General features: G+C 75.7%; 15 protein-coding genes and 1 pseudogene. 12 read left to right on the top strand and 4 right to left on the bottom strand.

The genetic code is table 11. The features are described from left to right. The first annotated feature begins 29 nt into the window (after positions 1–29). On the top strand, positions 30–1,043 hold the full coding sequence (locus tag D5H78_RS16450) for a polyprenyl synthetase family protein (protein WP_119951599.1): 1,014 nt from the start codon (positions 30–32) through the stop codon (positions 1,041–1,043). A 1,198-nt stretch (positions 1,044–2,241) separates the two neighbouring features. Here the strand turns inward: D5H78_RS16450 and D5H78_RS16455 are convergent. The 4 genes and pseudogenes from D5H78_RS16455 to D5H78_RS16470 form a co-directional block, all read right to left on the bottom strand. Continuing rightward, positions 2,242–4,368 carry a PhoX family protein gene (locus tag D5H78_RS16455; protein WP_218566719.1) on the bottom strand — a complete coding sequence of 709 codons (2,127 nt, stop codon included), beginning with the start codon at positions 4,366–4,368 and terminating at the stop codon, positions 2,242–2,244. A gap of 132 nt (positions 4,369–4,500) precedes the next feature. Then, the gene (gene rarD, locus D5H78_RS16460) at positions 4,501–5,361 is read right to left on the bottom strand and encodes an EamA family transporter RarD (protein WP_119951600.1); all 861 of its coding nucleotides are present in this window, start codon (positions 5,359–5,361) and stop codon (positions 4,501–4,503) included. A 68-nt stretch (positions 5,362–5,429) separates the two neighbouring features. After that, positions 5,430–6,503: a 2-oxoacid:ferredoxin oxidoreductase subunit beta gene (locus D5H78_RS16465; RefSeq protein WP_119951601.1), complete on the bottom strand. Its 1,074-nt coding sequence runs from the start codon at positions 6,501–6,503 to the stop codon at positions 5,430–5,432. Between the two features lie 140 nt (positions 6,504–6,643). Beyond that, a pseudogene (locus D5H78_RS16470) lies at positions 6,644–8,464 on the bottom strand (2-oxoacid:acceptor oxidoreductase subunit alpha); the annotation flags it as partial. Positions 8,465–8,521: 57 nt separating this feature from the next. Between D5H78_RS16470 and D5H78_RS16475 the strand changes: the two are divergent. The 11 genes from D5H78_RS16475 to D5H78_RS16525 all read left to right on the top strand — a co-directional run bounded on the left by D5H78_RS16475 (position 8,522) and on the right by D5H78_RS16525 (position 18,084). Continuing rightward, positions 8,522–8,968, top strand: a complete 447-nt coding sequence (locus tag D5H78_RS16475; protein ID WP_119951603.1) for an NADH-quinone oxidoreductase subunit A — start codon at positions 8,522–8,524, stop codon at positions 8,966–8,968. Further along, positions 8,965–9,534: an NADH-quinone oxidoreductase subunit B gene (locus D5H78_RS16480; protein ID WP_342782495.1), complete on the top strand. Its 570-nt coding sequence runs from the start codon at positions 8,965–8,967 to the stop codon at positions 9,532–9,534. The genes D5H78_RS16475 and D5H78_RS16480 overlap by 4 nt, the downstream gene beginning before the upstream one ends. A gap of 1 nt (position 9,535) precedes the next feature. Next, the gene (locus tag D5H78_RS16485) at positions 9,536–10,201 is read left to right on the top strand and encodes an NADH-quinone oxidoreductase subunit C (RefSeq protein ID WP_119951605.1); all 666 of its coding nucleotides are present in this window, start codon (positions 9,536–9,538) and stop codon (positions 10,199–10,201) included. After that, positions 10,194–11,153, top strand: coding sequence for a complex I subunit 1/NuoH family protein (locus D5H78_RS16490; protein WP_119951606.1), 960 nt, complete (start codon positions 10,194–10,196; stop codon positions 11,151–11,153). The genes D5H78_RS16485 and D5H78_RS16490 overlap by 8 nt, the downstream gene beginning before the upstream one ends. A gap of 61 nt (positions 11,154–11,214) precedes the next feature. Next, entirely contained in the window at positions 11,215–11,607 is a 393-nt protein-coding gene (locus tag D5H78_RS16495; protein WP_119951607.1) for a hypothetical protein, read from the top strand. A 33-nt stretch (positions 11,608–11,640) separates the two neighbouring features. Next, positions 11,641–12,189 carry a 4Fe-4S binding protein gene (locus tag D5H78_RS16500; RefSeq protein ID WP_119951608.1) on the top strand — a complete coding sequence of 183 codons (549 nt, stop codon included), beginning with the start codon at positions 11,641–11,643 and terminating at the stop codon, positions 12,187–12,189. Beyond that, complete coding sequence (locus D5H78_RS16505) at positions 12,186–12,818, top strand: NADH-quinone oxidoreductase subunit J family protein (RefSeq protein ID WP_218566722.1); 633 nt, start codon at positions 12,186–12,188, stop codon at positions 12,816–12,818. The genes D5H78_RS16500 and D5H78_RS16505 overlap by 4 nt, the downstream gene beginning before the upstream one ends. Continuing rightward, positions 12,819–13,172, top strand: coding sequence for an NADH-quinone oxidoreductase subunit NuoK (nuoK, locus tag D5H78_RS16510; protein ID WP_119951609.1), 354 nt, complete (start codon positions 12,819–12,821; stop codon positions 13,170–13,172). It begins immediately after the preceding gene. Then, a complete protein-coding gene (locus D5H78_RS16515; RefSeq protein WP_119951610.1) occupies positions 13,169–15,118 on the top strand; it encodes an NADH-quinone oxidoreductase subunit 5 family protein in 1,950 nt (649 codons plus the stop codon). Before nuoK ends, D5H78_RS16515 begins: the two co-directional genes overlap by 4 nt. Then, a complete protein-coding gene (locus D5H78_RS16520; RefSeq protein WP_119951611.1) occupies positions 15,115–16,599 on the top strand; it encodes a complex I subunit 4 family protein in 1,485 nt (494 codons plus the stop codon). Before D5H78_RS16515 ends, D5H78_RS16520 begins: the two co-directional genes overlap by 4 nt. Then, on the top strand, positions 16,600–18,084 hold the full coding sequence (locus D5H78_RS16525) for an NADH-quinone oxidoreductase subunit N (RefSeq protein WP_119951612.1): 1,485 nt from the start codon (positions 16,600–16,602) through the stop codon (positions 18,082–18,084). Positions 18,085–18,157: the final 73 nt, after the last annotated feature.

An 18,157-nucleotide genomic window follows, 5' to 3' on the forward strand; every position in this document is an offset into this window, starting at 1 on the left:
CGCCTCGCCCTGCCCGTCCTGGAGGACCCGTGCCCGACCTCGGCCCCTTCGGCCTGGAGGCGCACGACCTCGACGCGGGGCTCGCCGCCGACCTGCAGGCCGGCGTCGAGCAGGTCGAGGCGCTGCTGCGCGACGCGGTGAAGAGCGACTACCCCTTCGTGACCGAGGCGTCACGGCACCTCGTCGACGCCGGCGGCAAGCGCTTCCGGCCGCTCATGGTCCTGCTGGCCGCGCAGTTCGGGGACCCGCAGGCGCCCGGCGTCGTCCCCGCTGCGGTCGTCGTGGAGCTCACCCACCTTGCGACGCTCTACCACGACGACGTCATGGACGAGGCGACGATGCGCCGGGGCGCCGCCAGCGCCAACCTGCGCTGGGACAACACCGTCGCGATCCTCACCGGCGACTTCCTCTTCGCCAAGGCCTCCGAGCTGCTCGCCGACCTCGGGCCCGAGGCGGTCCGCCTGCAGGCGCGCACCTTCGAGCGGCTGTGCACCGGGCAGATCCGCGAGACGGTGGGCGCGGGTCCCGACGACGACCGCATCGAGCACTACCTCTCGGTCCTCGCCGACAAGACCGGCTCGCTCATCGCGACCTCCGGCCGCTTCGGCGCGATGCTCTCCGGCGCCGACGACGCCGCGGTCGACGTGCTCACCCGCTTCGGCGAGCGCATCGGCATCGCGTTCCAGCTCGCCGACGACCTGCTCGACGTGACGAGCGAGTCCGGCCAGTCCGGCAAGACCCCCGGCACCGACCTGCGCGAGGGCGTCGAGACGCTCCCGGTCCTGCAGGCCCGCCGCCTCGCCGACCCGTCCGACCCCGGCGACGCCCGCCTGCTCGAGCTCCTCGACGGGGACCTCACCGACGACGCCCGCCGCGAGGAGGCCCTCGCCCTGCTGCGCGGGCACGCCGCCGTCGACGCCGCCCGCAGGGAGCTGCTGCGCTGGGGGAGCGACGCCCGCGCCGTCCTCGACCCCCTGCCCGACGTGCCCGCCAAGCGCGCCCTGCAGGCCCTCGCCGACGCCACCGTCCGCCGGGTGGGCTGACGCCCCCCGCCCCCTCGGCCGCGATCATGCAGCCGCTCGGCCGTGATCATGCAGCCGCTCGGCCGTGATCATGCAGCCGCTCGGCCGTGATCATGCAGCCGCTCGGCCGTGATCATGCAGCCGCTCGGCCGTGATCATGCGGCCGCTCGGCCGTGATCATGCAGCCGCTCGGCCGTGATCATGCAGCCGCTCGGCCGTGATCATGCAGCCGCTCGGCCGTGATCATGCAGCCGCTCGGCCGTGATCATGCAGCCGCTCGGCCGTGATCATGCAGCCGCTCGGCCGTGATCATGCAGCCGCTCGGCCGTGATCATGCAGCCGCTCGGCCGTGATCATGCAGCCGCTCGGCCGTGATCATGCAGCCGCTCGGCCGTGATCATGCAGCCGCTCGGCCGTGATCATGCAGCCGCTCGGCCGTGATCATGCGCGGAGTCGGGCCGCGGGGCGCGTACCCCCACTCGCCCTGCCGCGGGGCGCGTACCCCGCCGGCGATCATGCGCGGAGGTCGTGCCGCAGGGCGCGTGCCCCCAGCCACCCGGCCGCGCGGGCCGGGCGGCCGCCGGTGGGGTGGCGGTCGCCCGCCGCTGCCCGCTCCGCGCACACAGCACAGGGGATGTCCCGGCCGGAGCGGCGCGGCACGCCGTCCCTGCCGGCCCGTGACGGGTGTGAACCGGGCAGTGCCCCGCGGCGCGGGGCCGGGTCCGGATCCTGCGTCCGGGGGGCCCGAGCCCTGAGGTCACGGGGCTGACGCTGGGCGCCTTGACGGCGGCAGCGCCCGTACTGCCTGCAGAGCCGCCGGCGAGGCCCGGACTCCGGGTGCCCGCGCAGGGGCTGCGCTGAGGCGGGGGAGCCGTGCGAGGCATGCCCTGTCCGGTTCGCACCTGCAGTGCACGGCGTGTCCCGGCCCGTCAGGGACGGCACGCCGTCTGCGGCGACCCGTCGTGGGTGCGGGGCGGACACCGCGGTGGCACGCCGCACGCGGTGGGGTGCGGAGCACCGGCTGTGGGCGCGGACGGGACACGCGCGGGCTCAGCCGAGGTGGTGCGCCCCCGGGGCGGACCGTCCTCGCCGCCCGCGCGGCGCACCGGGCGGCGGGCGCCCGCTGAGGGACCCGGCGCGACGGCCCCGGGACGGCAGGAGGGGCGGGACCCGTGCGGGTCCCGCCCCTCCTGGTGCGCGCTGCGGCGCGGGGTGTGCGTCAGGCGCCGACGCGCTTCACGCCGGGGGCCTTGCGCCAGATGGTGCAGACCGTCGGGCGGGGCATGTCGCCGTACGGGAAGGTCGACAGCGGGTTGTCGACGCTCGCGCCGTCGATCTCGCCGGGGTGCTGGACCGCGATGAGGACCGTGCGCTGGTCCTCGGTGATCCACGGCCCGCAGCACTCGGCGCCGACCGGGACGGTGGCGAACTGCTTGAGGTGCCCGCGCTCGGGACCGGCGACGGCGACGGCGAAGAGGCCGTCGTTGGCGCCGAGGGCGTTGCCGTCGGTGGAGATCCACAGGTTGCCGGCGCCGTCGAAGGCCACGTTGTCCGGGCAGGAGATCGGGCTGACCTGGCTCTTGTCGAACCCGCCGAACCAGGTGCCCGCGTCGGCCGGGTCGCCGGCGACGACGAAGAGCATCCAGGTGAAGCGGTCCGCCGCCGCGTCGCCGCGGCGCTCGGTGAGCTCGAGGACCTGGCCGTGGCGGTTGGCCGTACGGGGGTTGGCCTCGTCGACGCCGGGGCGGCCCGTCGTGCCGCGCTGGGTGTTGTTGGTCAGTGCGACGTAGACCTTGCCGTTGACCGGGTTCGGCTCGACGTCCTCGGGGCGGTCCATCTTGGTCGGCGCCTGGCGCACGTCGACCGTGCCGTCGGCGCGACGGCCGAGGGCGTCGGCGGCCAGGCGGGTGTGGACGAGCACCTCCTCGACGGTGAAGCCGGGGACCATGCTCTCGCCGTCGAGGACGAGCGGCAGCCAGCGGCCGGTGCCGTCGAAGGCGCCGTCGGAGGGCAGGGTGCCGGTGCCGTCGATCTCCGCGGCGGGGGAGTCGCCGGTGAGCTGCGCGACGTAGAGGTCGCCGTCCTCGAGCAGCGTCTTGTTGTGACGGCGCGCGGCCGCCGAGCTGCCCTTGCGGAACGTCTTGCGCGACACGAACTTGTAGAGGTAGTCGAAGCGCTCGTCGTCGCCCATGTACGCGACGGCGCGGCCGTCCGCGGCGATGCGCACGTTGGCGCCCTCGTGCTTGAAGCGGCCGAGCGCGGTGTGCTTGACGGGGGCGGCGTCGGGCTCGTACGGGTCGACCTCGACGACCCAGCCGAAGCGGTTGACCTCGTTCGGCTCGCGGCTGATGTCGAAGCGGGCGTCGACCTCCTCGAAGCGGCGCGAGGTGCTCGTCACCGCGGAGGGCAGGCCGTAGCGGGAGAGCGCGGCGACCTGCTCGGCGTCGGTGACGGCCTCGCTGACGCCGAAGTACTGGTTGAAGTTCTCCTCGCCGGAGAGGACCGTGCCCCAGGGGGTGACGCCGCCGGCGCAGTTGTTGAGGGTGCCCAGGACGGTGGTGCCCTCGGGGTCGGCGGTGGTGCGCACGAGCTCGCTGCCGGCGGCGGGGCCGGTGAGGCGGAACGGCGTGCCGACGTGGATGCGGCGGTTGTGCGCGCGGCGGCCGCGGGCCGTGCGCCGCCACTCACCGGTGCGCCCGACGCGCTCGACCTCGACGACGCTCATGCCGTGGGCGGCCATGGCGATGCGGGCCTGCTCCGGGGTGGACGCGCCGGTCCAGCCGCGGAACATGAGCTCCTCGTTGGTGTACTCGTGGTTGCACACGAGCAGGCCGCGGTCGTCGTCGCCGTCGAGCGGCAGGAGCGCGGTGAAGTCGTTGTTGTAGCCGAACTGCTGGGCCTGGGCGGCGGCCGACTGGCGGTCGATGCCGAAGGTCGGGGCGCCGGGGAGCACCGGGTCGCCCCAGCTCATGAGCGGCGACCAGTCGTAGCCGTTGGGCACGACGACCGTGTCGAGGGTGTTCGGCGGCACCGACGGGAAGGTCAGCGGGGCCTTCGCGGCCAGCCGCGCCGCGCGCGCGTCGCCGGTCGCGGCGGCGGCCGGGGAGGCCAGCGGGTCCGTGGAGGCGAAGCCGAGCGCCAGCGCCGCAGCGGCGCCGGCCTTGAGCACGCCGCGGCGCGACATGCCCTCGGCGACCACGTCGCCGAAGTAGGGGTTCTCGCTGCGGTTCGGCACCGCGTGGTCGCAGGCGTTGCCGCAGCGGAAGAAGCAGGTCATCGCCGTGCGCCGGCCGCCGGAGTGCCCGGGGACGATCGGCAGGAGGCGACGGGTCGTGCTGGGGTTCACCAGGTCTCCAGGGGGTATCGCCGCGTGTTGGGCCGACCCGCAACCTAGGCACGCCCTCGGGACCCCTGGTGGCCGCGAGGTGGACGTCAGGTGACGTCCCGCGGGCCTCTCGCCCGGAGCGCCCTGGCGTCCCTAGCCGACGGCGACGCGGGCCGTGGCGGCCGCACGCCGCGTGCTGCGCCCGTGGCGCAGCGCGTCGGCCGTGAGCATCACGAGGGCGAGCCACACGAGCGCGAAGCCGGCCCACCGCGAGGCCGGCATCGCCTCGTGGAACAGCACGACGCCGATGAGGAACTGGATGACCGGCGCGAGGTACTGCAGGAGGCCGAGCACGGACAGCGGCACCCGGATCGCGGCGGCGCCGAAGGCGAGCAGCGGCACCGCGGTGACGACCCCGCTGGCGACGAGCAGCCCGGCGTGCAGCGGGCCCTCGGCGAGGAACGTGCCGTCGCCGGCGGCCGCGAGCACCACGAGGTAGCCGGCGGCGACCGGCAGCAGCACGAGCGTCTCGACGGTCAGGCTCTCCAGCGCACCGACCGAGGCCTTCTTCTTGAGCAGGCCGTACGCGCCGAACGAGCAGGCCAGCGTCAGCGCGATCCACGGCGGTCGCCCGTAGTCGACCGTGAGCACGACGACGGCGACCGCGGCGACGGCCACCGCCACCCACTGCGCACGGCGCAGCCGCTCGCCGAGCACGAGCACGCCGAGCAGCACCGTCACGAGCGGGTTGATGAAGTACCCGAGCGAGGTCTCGACGACGTGGTCCGTCGTCACCCCGTGGATGTACGTCCCCCAGTTGACCGCGATGACGAGCGCGGCCGCCGCGAGCAGCCCGGTGCGGCGCCACCCCAGCTCGCGCAGCCACCCCCAGCGCCGCCGGGCCCCGAGGAGCACCACGACGACGAGGAGCGACCACACGATCCGGTGGGCCAGCACCTCCACCGAGCCGCTCGGCTCGAGCAGCGGCCAGTAGAGCGGGAAGAGCCCCCACATCAGGTACGCGGCGACGCCGTACCCGACGCCCTGCCGCTCCCGGGAGGGGGCGGCAGGGCCGCTCGTGCTCAGCTCACGACCCAGGTGTCGCGCCCGCGCAGCAGCGTGTCGAGGTCGCCCTCGCCGAGGTCCTGGCGGGCGTCGGCGAGCTGCTGCGCGACCTGCTCGTCGTAGGTCGGGCGCTGCACGTCGCGGAAGACGCCGATCGGGGTGTGCCCGAGCTCGGACCCGCGGGTGAGGCGGGACAGGGCGAAGGCGCGCTGCGGGTCCCCGGCCTGGGCGTCGTGCACGACGAGGGCCTCCTCGCCGACCTCGGCGACGTCGGCCACCCGCAGCGTCCCGTCCGGGTTCGCGACGACCCCGCGGTCCGCGCCGAGGCGCACCGGCTGGCCGTGCTCGAGGCGGATGAGCGCCTCGTCGCGGGTCTCCGGGTTCTTCAGCAGCTCGAACGCGCCGTCGTTGAAGATGTTGCAGTTCTGGTAGATCTCGACGAGCGCGGTGCCCGAGTGCTCCGCGGCCGCGCGCAGCACCGAGGTGAGGTGCTGGCGGTCCGAGTCGATGGTGCGCGCGACGAAGGTGGCCTCCGCGCCCAGCGCCAGGGACACCGGGTTGAACGGCGCGTCCACCGAGCCGATCGGGGTCGACTTGGTGATCTTGCCGACCTCCGAGGTCGGCGAGTACTGGCCCTTGGTGAGCCCGTAGATCCGGTTGTTGAACAGCAGGATCTTGAGGTTCACGTTGCGGCGCAGCGCGTGGATCAGGTGGTTGCCGCCGATGGAGAGCGCGTCGCCGTCACCGGTGACGACCCACACCGACAGGTCCGGGCGCGACACCGACAGGCCGGTCGCGATCGCCGGGGCGCGGCCGTGGATCGAGTGCATGCCGTACGTGTCGAGGTAGTACGGGAACCGGCTCGAGCAGCCGATGCCGGAGACGAAGACGATGTTCTCCCGGCGCAGGCCCAGCTCGGGCAGGAAGCCCTGGACCGCGGCGAGGATGGCGTAGTCGCCGCAGCCGGGGCACCAGCGGACCTCCTGGTCGGAGGTGAAGTCCTTCTTGGTCTGCGGGCCGTCGGCCTTGGGGACCAGCGACAGCGCGCGGCCCGGCTGCAGGCCGGTGGGGACGACGGACGGGGCGCTCATCGGGAGCTCGCCTCCTGCTCGACGGTGCGGGGTGCGCGGGGGCCGGAGCCGCGCGGCGGGACGGCGTCGGCCGGGACGTCGTCGGACGCCGGCGCCAGGGGCTCGTCGAGCTCCTCCAGCAGGCCGGCGACGACGCCCTCCAGCTCGGACGCCTTGAACGGCAGGCCGCGGACCTGCGTGTAGCTGATCGCGTCGACGAGGTAGGTGCCGCGCAGCAGGAGCGCGAGCTGGCCGAGGTTCATCTCGGGCACGAGCACCTTGTCGTACGAGCGCAGCACCTCGCCGAGGCCCGGCGGGAACGGGTTGAGGTGGGTCAGGTGCGCCTGGGCCACCCGGCCGCCGCGGCGGCGGACCCGGCGGCAGGCGGCGCCGATGGGGCCGTACGTCGAGCCCCAGCCCAGGACGAGCACGCGCGCGTCGCCGGACGGGTCCTCGACCTGCACCGGCGGGACGTCGATGCCGTCGACCTTCGCCTGGCGCAGGCGGACCATCCGGTCGTGGTTGGCCGGGTCGTACGAGATCGACCCGGTCCCGTCGGCCTTCTCGATGCCGCCGATGCGGTGCGCGAGGCCCGGGGTGCCGGGCACGGCCCAGGGGCGGGCCAGGGTCTGCGGGTCGCGCTTGTACGGCCAGAACGCCTCGGTGCCGTCCTCGGCGACGTGGTTGGGCGCCGTCGCGAACTCCGTGCGCAGGTCGGGCAGCTCGTCGGTGGCCGGGACCCGCCACGGCTCCGAGCCGTTCGCGAGGTAGCCGTCGGAGAGCAGGAACACCGGCGTGCGGTAGGTCAGCGCGATGCGGCACGCCTCGATGGCCGCGTCGAAGCAGTCGCCGGGCGAGCGCGGGGCGACGATCGGGACCGGCGCCTCGCCGTTGCGGCCGAACATGGCCATGAGCAGGTCGGACTGCTCGGTCTTGGTGGGCAGGCCGGTCGAGGGGCCGCCGCGCTGCACGTCGACGATGACCAGCGGCAGCTCCAGCGACACCGCCAGGCCGATGGTCTCCGACTTCAGCGCCACGCCCGGCCCGGACGTCGAGGTGACGCCGAGGGCGCCGCCGAAGGACGCGCCGAGCGCCGCGCCGATGCCGGCGATCTCGTCCTCGGCCTGGAAGGTCGTCACGCCGAAGCGCTTGTGCCGGCTCAGCTCGTGGAGGATGTCCGAGGCCGGGGTGATCGGGTACGCCCCGAGGAACAGCGGCAGCCCGGCGCGCCCGGCCGCCGCGACGAGGCCGTACGACAGCGCGAGGTTGCCCGAGATGTTCCGGTAGGTGCCGCCGGGGAGCTTGGCCGGCTTGACCTCGTAGCGGACGCTGAAGCCCTCGGTGGTCTCGCCGTAGTTCCAGCCGGCCTTGAGCGCGGCGAGGTTGGCGCCGAGGATCTCGGGCTTCCTGGCGAACTTCTGGCGCAGGAAGCGCTCCGTGCCCTCGACCGGGCGGTGGTAGAGCCACGACACGAGCCCCAGCGCGAACATGTTCTTCGCCCGCGAGGAGTCCTTGCGCGAGAGGCCGAACTCCTTGACGGCCTCCACGGTCATGCCGGTGAGGTCCACCGCGTGCACGTTCCACGGCTCGAGCGAGCCGTCCTCGAGCGGGTTCGCCGCGTAGCCCACCCGGGCGAGGTTGCGCTTGGTGAAGTCGGCGGTGTCGACGATGACGTCGGCGCCGCGCGGCAGGTCGGGCAGGTTCGCCTTGAGCGCGGCCGGGTTCATCGCCACCAGCACGTCCGGCGCGTCGCCGGGCGTGAGGATGTCGTAGTCCGCGAAGTGGACCTGGAAGGAGGAGACGCCCGGCAGCGTGCCGGCCGGGGCGCGGATCTCCGCGGGGAAGTTGGGCAGCGTCGACAGGTCGTTGCCGAAGGACGCCGTCTCGGACGTGAACCGGTCACCGGTCAGCTGCATGCCGTCGCCGGAGTCCCCCGCGAAGCGGATGATCACCCGGTCGAGCTGCTTGACCTGCTTGGCCACCGTGCTGCCTCTCGTCGCTGCCTGCGGGGGAGCGGGGGCGCCGCCCACCAGGGTCCAATGCTACGGCGGCGTAGGTCCTTCCCCGGGGTTGCGCAGGTCACCCTGGGGACGACCGGGGCTACCCTGCGGCCTGTGGACGGCTACTACGCGGGGTACGGGCTCGTCGCCCTCGTGGTGCTCGCGGGCGCGGCCTTCGTGGCCACCGCCTTCCTCGGCGCGCGGCTGCTCTCGCCCCGCGTGGCGAGCGCCGAGAAGGTCCTCGCGTACGAGTGCGGGGTCGACCCCGTCGGCGAGGGCTGGGCGCAGACCCACGTCCGCTACTACGTGTACGCGTACCTCTACGTGGTCTTCGCCGTCGACGCGGTCTACCTCTTCCCCTGGGCCACGGTCTTCGCCGGCCCCGGCTTCGGCGCGGTGACCCTCGTGGAGATGTTCGTCTTCCTCGGGTTCCTCGCGGTGGGCCTGCTCTACGCGTGGCGGCGGGGGGTCCTGACGTGGGACTGACCGACCTGCCCCTGCCGCAGGTGCGCGACACCGGCAGCGTCGGGCCGCTGCAGCGCCTGGCGCCCGAGCCGCTGCGGGTGGTGCTCAACTGGGGTCGGCGCTACAGCCTGTGGGTCTTCAACTTCGGCCTGGCCTGCTGCGCGATCGAGTTCATCGCCGCCTCGATGAGCCGGCACGACTTCATGCGCCTCGGGGTCATCCCCTTCGCGCCCAGCCCCCGCCAGGCCGACCTCATGGTCGTCTCGGGCACGGTGACGGACAAGATGGCGCCGGCGGTGCGGCGGCTCTACGAGCAGATGCCCGAACCCAAGTACGTCATCTCCTTCGGCGCCTGCTCGAACAGCGGCGGGCCGTACTGGGACTCGTACAGCGTGACCAAGGGCGTCGACCAGATCGTGCCGGTGGACGTCTACGTGCCCGGCTGCCCGCCCCGGCCCGAGGCGCTGCTGCAGGGCATCCTCAAGCTCCAGGAGAAGATCGGCGGGGAGTCGCTGGCGCAGCGCTACCCCCGGGCCGACGCCCGCGCGGTGACCCGCGGGCTCGTCCCGCCGCCCGAGGGCCCCTGAGGTGGGCCCGGAGCGGCTGGCCGAGCGGGTCCTCGTGCGCTTCCCGCAGGCGCAGGTCGAGGAGTCGTACGGCGACGAGCTCGTCCACGTCGACCCGGGCTCCTGGACCGACCTGCTGGCCTGGGCGCGCGACGAGCTCGGCTGCACGTACCTCGACTGGCTCTCGGCCGCCGACGAGCTGGAGGAGGGCTTCGCGGTCGTCGCCTGCCTCTGGGACGTCTCCGGCTGCGGCGACGGGGGCGGGGGCCTGCGCCGGGTGCTGCTGCGCACCCGCGTGCCGCGCGACGCCGCGCGCCTGCCCACGGTGACGCACCTCTTCCGCGGCGCCGGGTGGCACGAGCGCGAGACGGCGGAGATGTTCGGCATCGCGTTCGACGGCCACCCCTCGCCCGGGCCGCTGCTGCTGCCCGACGGCTTCGAGGGGCACCCGCTGCGCAAGGAGTTCGTGCTGGCCAGCCGGGCGGCCAAGGCGTGGCCCGGCGCCAAGGAGCCCGGCGAGTCCGACGCCGACGTGGCCGCGTCCGGCGCGCCCGGGCCGGGGCGCGGGGGCGCCTCCCGGCGCCGGCGCACCCTGCCGCCCGGCGTCCCCGACCCGTCGTGGGGCCCCCGGCCGCCCAGCGACCCCGCCCTCGGCGCGGGCGACGGGCCGGGGCAGCCGCATGGCTGAGGCCCTCGAGGTCCTGCTGCGCCTCGTCCTCGTGCTCGGCGCCTTCCTCACCCTGCCGCTGCTCGTGGGCCAGGCCGAGCACAAGGTCATGGCGCACATGCAGGGCCGGCTCGGGCCGATGTACGCCGGCGGCTTCCACGGCTGGGCCCAGCTCGTGGCGGACGGGGTGAAGTTCGCGCAGAAGGAGGACGTGGTCCCCGCGGGCGCGGACCGGGCGGTCTTCCAGCTCGCGCCGGGCGTCGCCCTGGTGCCCTACCTCGTGGTGCTCGTCGCGATCCCGCTCGGCCCGGGGCTGGTGGGCCAGGACCTCGACGCGGGGCTGTTCTTCGTGCTCGCGGTCATGGGCGTCGGGGTGCTCGGCGCCCTCATGGGCGGCTGGGCGAGCGCCAACAAGTACAGCCTGCTCGGCGGGGTGCGGACCGCCGCCCAGCTCATGGCGTACGAGCTGCCCTTCGTCCTGTCCGCCGCCTCGGTCGCGATGGCCGCGGGGACCCTGTCGCTCAGCGGCATCGTCGAGGCGTGGGAGCCGTGGTGGCTGCTGTGGCAGCTGCCGGGGGCGGTGGTGTTCTTCGTCGCCGGCCTCGCCGAGCTGCACCGCCCCCCGTTCGACATGCCGGTCGCCGACTCCGAGATCGTCCTCGGCGCCTACACCGAGTACACCGGCCTGCGCTTCGCCTTCTTCCTGCTCGCCGAGTACGCCGGCATCGTCGTCCTCTGCGCCCTCACCACGGTGCTGTTCCTCGGCGGCTGGGCCGGGCCCCTGCCCGACGGGCTCGGGTGGCTCTGGACGCTGGTGAAGACGCTCCTGCTCGCCGTCCTCGTCATCTGGGTGCGCGTCAGCGTGCCGCGCCTGCGGGCCGACCAGCTCCAGCGGCTGGCCTGGCAGGTGCTCGTGCCGGTGGCGCTCGCCCAGCTCGCGCTGACCGGCGTGGTGAGGGTCACGCTGGGCTGAGCGGGGCTAGCACGCCCGTCCGGGCTGCGGGACGGGGGTCCCGTGGGGCAGGATCCCGGCCGTGCACGACCTGCCCCACCCGCCCCGACGGCGCTGGTCCGACCGGCTCGACGCCGTGGTGGCCGCGCTGCTGCCCAGCCCGCGCACGCCCGAGCGCGTCCTCGACGCCGAGCGCTACGCCGCGCACGCCCTCGCCCGCCGCGAGCGGGCCCGGCGCACCGGCGCCCGGGTCGTCGCCGTGCGGCTCGACGGCGGCGCCGACCCCGAGGCCCTGGCCGCCCGGCTGCGCGGCGCCGTGCGGGCCGGCGACCTCGTGGCCGTGCTCGGCGACGGCGCGGTGGAGGTGCTCGTCGAGGACCAGTGGGCCGACGCGGAGGCGGTGACGGCCCGTCTCGAGCGGGTGGCCCGCGCCGGCGCGGCGGGGCACCTCGGGGACGCGGCGCCCGCTGGCTAGCCTGTGGGCCACCTCGAGGACGGTGGTGGCGCGGTGGCAGCGACGGACGGCGGGCAGGGCGCGGGCGGGGGGCTCGCCAAGGGCCTCGCGACGACGTTCCGCCACCTGACCCAGCGGGCGGTCACGGCGCAGTACCCCGAGGTCGCCCCGGAGCTGCCGCCCCGCAGCCGGGGGGTCATCGGCCTGCTCGAGGAGAACTGCACCTCCTGCATGCTCTGCGCGCGCGAGTGCCCCGACTGGTGCATCTACATCGACTCGCACAAGGAGGTCCTGCCCGCGGAGGGCGGCGGCCGCGAGCGCACCCGCAACGTCCTCGACCGCTTCGCCATCGACTTCTCGCTGTGCATGTACTGCGGGATCTGCATCGAGGTCTGCCCGTTCGAGGCGCTCTTCTGGTCCCCGGAGTTCGAGTACTCCGAGCTCGACATCCGCGACCTGCTCCACGAGAAGGACCGGCTCGCGGAGTGGATGCGCACGGTGCCGCCGCCGGCGCCGCTCGACCCCGCGGCGGAGGAGCCCAAGGAGGTCGCGACCGCCCGCCGCGCCCTGCCCGCGCCGCCGCCGCCGGCGGACCCCGCGTGAGCGCGGCCGCGGCGGTGACCGACCGCTCGTACCTCGACCCGACGGGCCTGGAGCTGCTCTTCCTGCTCCTCGGGGTGGTCGCCCTGGGCGCGGCGGTGCTCGTCGTCACCACGCGCCAGCTCGTGCACGCCGCCCTGTGGCTCGTGCTCGCCCTCGGCGCCCTGGCCGGCTGCTTCCTCCTGCTGTCCGCCGAGTTCGTCGCGTGGGTGCAGGTGCTCGTGTACGTCGGCGCCGTGGTCGTCCTGCTCCTCTTCGGCCTCATGCTGACCCGCGCGCCGATCGGGCGCTCGGACGACCTCGACGCCCCGCCCGCGCAGCGCGCGGTGGCCGCCGTCGTCGCGCTCGCCGTCGCCGGGGTGCTCGTCACCGTCGTCGTCGGCGCCTGGCGCACCGCGTGGGTGGAGCTGCCGGGCGAGGTCGGCACCGCCGAGGCGACCGGCGCCGCGGTCTTCCGGGCCTGGGTGCTGCCCTTCGAGGTGCTCTCGGTCCTGCTGCTCGCCGCGCTCATCGGCGCGATCGTCCTGTCGCGGCGCGAGATCGGCGACGAGGCGGGCGGCGGGACCGGCGGCGGGACCGGCGACGGGGCGGCGGCGAGCGGCGGCACGCGCCCCCCGGACGGGGGGCGCTGAGTGCACCTGGCCTACCCGGCGGTCCTGTCCGCGCTGCTGTTCGCCGTGGGGGTGTCCGGCGTCCTGGCCCGCCGCAACGCCGTGCTCGTCCTCGCCTCGGTCGAGCTCATGCTCGCCGCGGTGCTGCTCGACCTCGTCGCCTTCGACGCCTACTGGTCCGACGCGCTGCACGCCGGGCAGGTGATGACGCTGTTCGTCATCACCCTCGCCGCGGCCGAGGTCGGGGTGGGCCTGGCGATCGTCCTGCTCGTCTACCGCAACCGGGCCACGTCCCAGGTCGACGAGCTGCGGGCGCTCGGCGAGCGGCAGTGGGACGCGACGGAGCCGACCGCGCCCGACGAGGCCCCCCGGTGACCGGGCTCGCGACGGCGCTCGTCGCGGTGCCGGCGCTCGCCGCGTGCCTCGGCCTCGCGGTCGGGCGGGCCCGGCCGCGGCTCGTCGTCCCGGTGGCCGTCGGCGGCGCCGGGCTGTCGGCGGTCCTCGCGGTCGTGCTGGCCGTCGACGTGCTGCGCGGGCGCATCGACCTGCCACCCCTCCTCGACGGCCCGGCCGGGCCGAACTGGGTCACCGGGAGCGACGGCGCCGTGCCTGACCTGCGGCCGGCGCTGACGGCCGACCCCCTGGCCGTCGTCGTCGCCGTCGCCGTCACGGTCGTCGCGCTCCTCGTGCAGGTCTACTCGGCCGGCTACCTGCGCGGTGACCCGCGCACCTCCTCGTACGCCGCCCTGGTCTCCCTGTTCACCGCCGCGATGCTGCTCGTCGTCCTCGCCGGCGACCTGCTCGTGCTCTTCGTGGGGTGGGAGGTCATGGGCGCCTGCAGCTACTTCCTCGTGGGCCACCACTGGGAGGAGCCCGCGGCGCGCGCCGCCGCGGTGAAGGCGTTCCTCGTGACCCGGGTCGGCGACGTCTGCCTGCTCTTCGGCGTCTTCGGGCTGTCCCTGGGCGAGGAGGGCTGGTCGTCGCGGCTCGGCGACGTGCTGCTGCAGGACCCGTCGACCGTGGTGCTGCTGCTCGTGCTGGTCGGCGCCCTCGGCAAGAGCGCCCAGTTCCCGCTGCACGTCTGGCTGCCCGACGCCATGGCCGGCCCCACGCCGGTGTCGGCGCTCATCCACGCCGCGACGATGGTCGCCGCCGGCGTCTACCTCGTCGCGCGGCTGTGGCCGCTGTTCGCGCAGGACACGGCGGTGCTGGCGGTGCTCGCCGTGGTGGCCGCCGTCACGATGGTGGGCGCCGCCCTCGCCGCGCTCGCCCAGCCGGACCTCAAGCGGGTGCTGGCCTGGTCCACGGTGTCGCAGCTCGCGGTCATGTTCGGCGGGCTCGCGGTCGCCGCGCCGGTCGCCGCCGTCTTCCACCTGCTCGCGCACGCGGCCTTCAAGGCCCTGCTGTTCCTGGCCGCCGGCGCGGTCATGCACGCCCTGGGCACCTCGCTGCTGCGCGACATGGGCGGCCTGCGCCGCGCGATGCCGGTCACCGCCGCCACCACCGCGGCGGGCCTGCTCGCGCTCGTCGGCGTGCCGCCGCTGTCCGGCTTCTGGTCCAAGGACGCCGTGCTCACCGCCGCCGAGGAGGTCGCCCTGCACCCGCACGCCGGCGGCCCCGCCGCCTGGACCGGCTGGCTCGTCCTCGTCGCGGGGCTGCTCACCGTCGCGCTCACCGCGGCGTACTGCGCCCGGCTCTGGCTGCTCGCCTTCGCCGGCGAGCGGCGCGGCGCCGCCGAGGCGCACGAGGCGCCGGCGGTCCTGCGGTGGCCGCTCGTCGCCCTCGCGGTCCCGACGGCCCTGCTCGGGCTGCTGGCGGTGCCCGGCTGGCTCGACGAGGCGCTCGAGGAGCTCCCCGGCCGCGTCGTCCTGGGAGCCTCCTCCGAGCCCGCCCCTGCGTCGTCCCTCGAGATCGCGTACGGCGGGTCCCTCGCCCCGTCGCTGCTCACCAGCGCCCTGTCGGTGCTCCTGCTGCTCGCGGGCGCCGGTGCGGTCCTGGCGCTGCACCGGCGCGACCCGGCGGGCGACCCGGCGGCGGCGCTCGGGCGCGCCCGGCCGGTGCTCGAGGGGGCGTACGGCCTCGACGCCCTCTACGACCGCGTCCTCGTCCGCCCGAGCGGCGCGCTCGCCCGGCTCGCCGTGGCCGGCGACCGCGACGTCGTCGACGCGTACGTGCGCGGCAGCGGCCGCGGCGCCCAGCTGCTGGGCGCGGCGCTGCGGCTGACGCAGCGGGGGAGCGTCCAGGGCTACCTCACCGGGCTCCTCGCCGGGGTCGTCGTGCTCGCCGTCGCCGGGGCCGTGGGCCTCGGGGGCGGGCGGTGAGCGGCGTGCTCGCGCTGCTCCCCGCGCTGCCGCTGGCCGGCGCCGTCGTGCTCCTGCTGCTGCCCGCGGCCCGCCGCGACGCGGCCGCGCTCGGCCTCGGGCGCGGCGTGGCCGCCGCGGTCCTCGTGCTCGCGGTCCTCGCCCGCGACGCCCCCGACGTGGACGTGCCGTGGGTGCCCGCGCTCGGGCTGCGCCTGCACCTGGGCGTCGACGGCGTCTCGTGGCCCCTCCTGCTGCTCACCGGCGCGCTCGTCCTGCTGTGCCTGCAGCACCTCGTGCGCGGGCTGCCCGCGCCGGGCCGGCCCGGCGCGCTCGTCGGCCTCCTGCTGCTCCTCGAGGCGGGCGTCCTCGCGACCTTCCTCGCCCAGGACCTGCTGCTGTTCTTCGTCGCCTTCGAGACGGTGCTGATCCCGATGTACTTCGTCATCGCGGTGTGGGGCGGGGACGGGCGGGGCAGCGCGCGCCCGGCGGCGCAGGTGTTCGTCCTCTACACGCTGCTCGGCAGCGTCGTCATGCTCGCCGGCTTCCTCCTCGTTCGGGCGCGCACCGGCACCAGCGACCTGCAGGCCCTCGCCGAGCGCGGCGGCGCGGGCATGTCGACGACGGTGCAGGTGGTCGCGTTCCTGCTCGTCGGCCTGGGGCTGGCCGTCAAGGCGCCGATGTGGCCGCTGCACACCTGGCTCCCGGCCGCGCACACCGCCGCGCCCACCGTCGGCTCCGTGCTGCTCGCCGGGGTCCTGCTCAAGCTCGGCACCTACGGCCTGGTCCGCACCGCCCTGCCCGTCCTGCCGGAGGGCGCGCGGGTCCTCGCGCCGTACCTCGCCGCCCTGGCCGTCGTCGGGATCCTCTGGGGCGCGCTGGCGTGCCTGGCCCAGCGCGACCTCAAGCGGCTCGTCGCGTACTCCAGCGTCAGCCACATGGGCTTCGTCCTGCTCGGCATCGCCACCCTCACCGAGGCCGGGGTCAACGGGGCCCTGTTCGCCAACGTCGCGCACGGGCTCATCACCGGCCTGCTGTTCCTCCTCGCCGGCGCGGTGAAGGAGCGGCACGGCACCACCGACATGGACGAGCTCGGCGGCGGCCTCTACGCCCGCGCCCCCCGCCTCGGCGGCGTGCTGGCCCTCGCCGCCGTCGCGAGCCTCGGGCTCCCGGGCCTGGCCGGGTTCTGGGGCGAGATGCTCGCCATGCTCGGCGCCTACCGCCCGGCCGAGGGCCTCGACCGCGGCCTCTACCTCGTGCTCATGGCCCTGGCCGGGCTCGGGACGGTGCTCGCGGCCGCGTACCTGCTGCGCATGGTCCGCCGCGTGGCGCAGGGGCGGGGTGCGGCGGCCCGGGCCGAGCGGCCGGTGCTCGACGCGGGGCCCGCCGAGGTGGCGCTCTGGGCGCCGCTCGTCGCGGCGACGCTGCTGCTCGGCCTCTGGCCGGCGCTCCTGCTCGACGTCACGGCGGAGCCGGTGCGCGCGCTGCTGGGCGGTGGCTGAGTGCTGCCGCAGACCGCGCAGAGCGTCGACTGGGCCCTCGTCGGCGCCCCCCTGGCCGCGGCCGTCGCCGCCGTCGTCGTCCTCGTCGCCGACCTGCTCCTCGGCCCGGCCCGCCGCGGCGCGCTCGGCTGGCTCGCGCTGGCGGGCCTGGCGGTCGCCGGGGCGCTGCTCGTGCCGCTGGCGGGGGAGCGGCGGGGCACGTTCTGCCTGCCCGGCCCGCCGGCGCAGTCCTGCAGCTACGTCGTCGACGCGCTCACCCTGCCGTTCCAGGCCGTGACGGTGGCCGCCGCGGCGGTCGTCGTGCTCCTCGCGCTGCCCGTCGTCCCGGCCGAGCGGCTGCCGGCGGGCGAGCACTGGTTCCTGCTGCTGTCGTCGGTGAGCGGGGCGCTCGTCCTCGCGGCCGCGCGCGACCTCATGACCCTCGTCGTCGCCCTCGAGGTCGTCACCCTGCCGACGTACGCCCTCGTCGCCCTGCGCCGGCACGACGGGCGCTCCAGCGAGGCCGCGCTCAAGCTCTTCCTCGTCTCCGTCGTGTCGGTCGCGACGATGCTCTACGGCGTCGCCCTCGTGTACGGCGCCACGGGCCAGGTCCTCCTCGACCGCGTGGCCGCCGCCCTCGCCGACCCGGCGACGGCCGCGGGCCCGGCGCAGCTGGGCGTGCTGCTCACCCTCGCCGGGCTCGCCTTCAAGGTCGCCGCCGTGCCGTTCCACTGGTGGGCGCCCGACACGTACGTCGGCGCCCCCCTCCCGGTCACCGCGTTCCTGTCGGTCGTGTCCAAGCTCGCCGGCTTCGTCGGCCTGCTCGTCGTGCTGTCCGTCGGCTTCCCCGCGTACGCCGACCGCTGGGCCCCCGCCCTCGCCGTCCTCGCCGTGCTGACCATGAGCGTCGGCAACCTCGTGGCGCTGCGCCAGCGGCACGCGGTCCGCCTGCTCGCGTGGTCCTCCGTCGCCCAGTCCGGGTACGTCCTGCTGCCCCTCGGCACCGCGGCGGACGACCTCGGGCGGGCCGTCGCGGCCAGCGCGGCCTACGCCCTCGCGTACGCGGTGATGAACCTGCTCGCGCTCGCCGCGGTCGTCGCGGCCGGGCCCGACGCGCCAGGGCAGTGGGTGGCGTCGTACCGGGGCCTCTGGTCGCGCCGCCCCCTCGTCGCCGGCGCCCTCGCCCTGGCCCTGGTGAGCCTCGCGGGGCTGCCCCCGGGGCTGCTCGGCCTCTTCGCCAAGCTCGTCGTCCTCGAGGCGCCGGTGGCCGCCGGCGCGCCGTGGCTCGCCGCCGCCGTGGCGGTCAACGTGGTCGTCGGGCTGGCGTACTACCTGGCCTGGGGCGCGCGGCTCGTCGCCCGCCCCGACGGACCGTCGCCGGCGCGCCCGCGCCCGCTGCCCCGCGCGCACGCGGTCGCGCTGGGCGCCGCGCTGGCGGCCGTGCTCGTGCTCGGGTTCGTCCCCGGCCCGGTGCTCGACGCCGTCGGCGCGGTCGCCGCGCCCTGACGCCCCGCCGGCGGGAACGCGGGGGCGGTCCCGGTGCGTTCAGCCCCCGTCACGGCCCGCAGGAGCGGGCGCC

The sequence above is a fragment of the Vallicoccus soli genome, from assembly GCF_003594885.1.
GTDB lineage: Bacteria > Actinomycetota > Actinomycetes > Motilibacterales > Motilibacteraceae > Vallicoccus > Vallicoccus soli.

What these genes read in the sequence shown, in the direction of transcription:
- D5H78_RS16490 (WP_119951606.1), top strand. Translation starts at nt 10,194, where the DNA reads ATGGCTGAGGCCCTCGAGGTCCTGCTGCGCCTCGTCCTCGTGCTCGGC.
- D5H78_RS16465 (WP_119951601.1), bottom strand. Translation starts at nt 6,503, where the DNA reads ATGAGCGCCCCGTCCGTCGTCCCCACCGGCCTGCAGCCGGGCCGCGCG.
- rarD (WP_119951600.1), bottom strand. Translation starts at nt 5,361, where the DNA reads ATGTGGGGGCTCTTCCCGCTCTACTGGCCGCTGCTCGAGCCGAGCGGC.
- D5H78_RS16475 (WP_119951603.1), top strand. Translation starts at nt 8,522, where the DNA reads ATGCTACGGCGGCGTAGGTCCTTCCCCGGGGTTGCGCAGGTCACCCTG.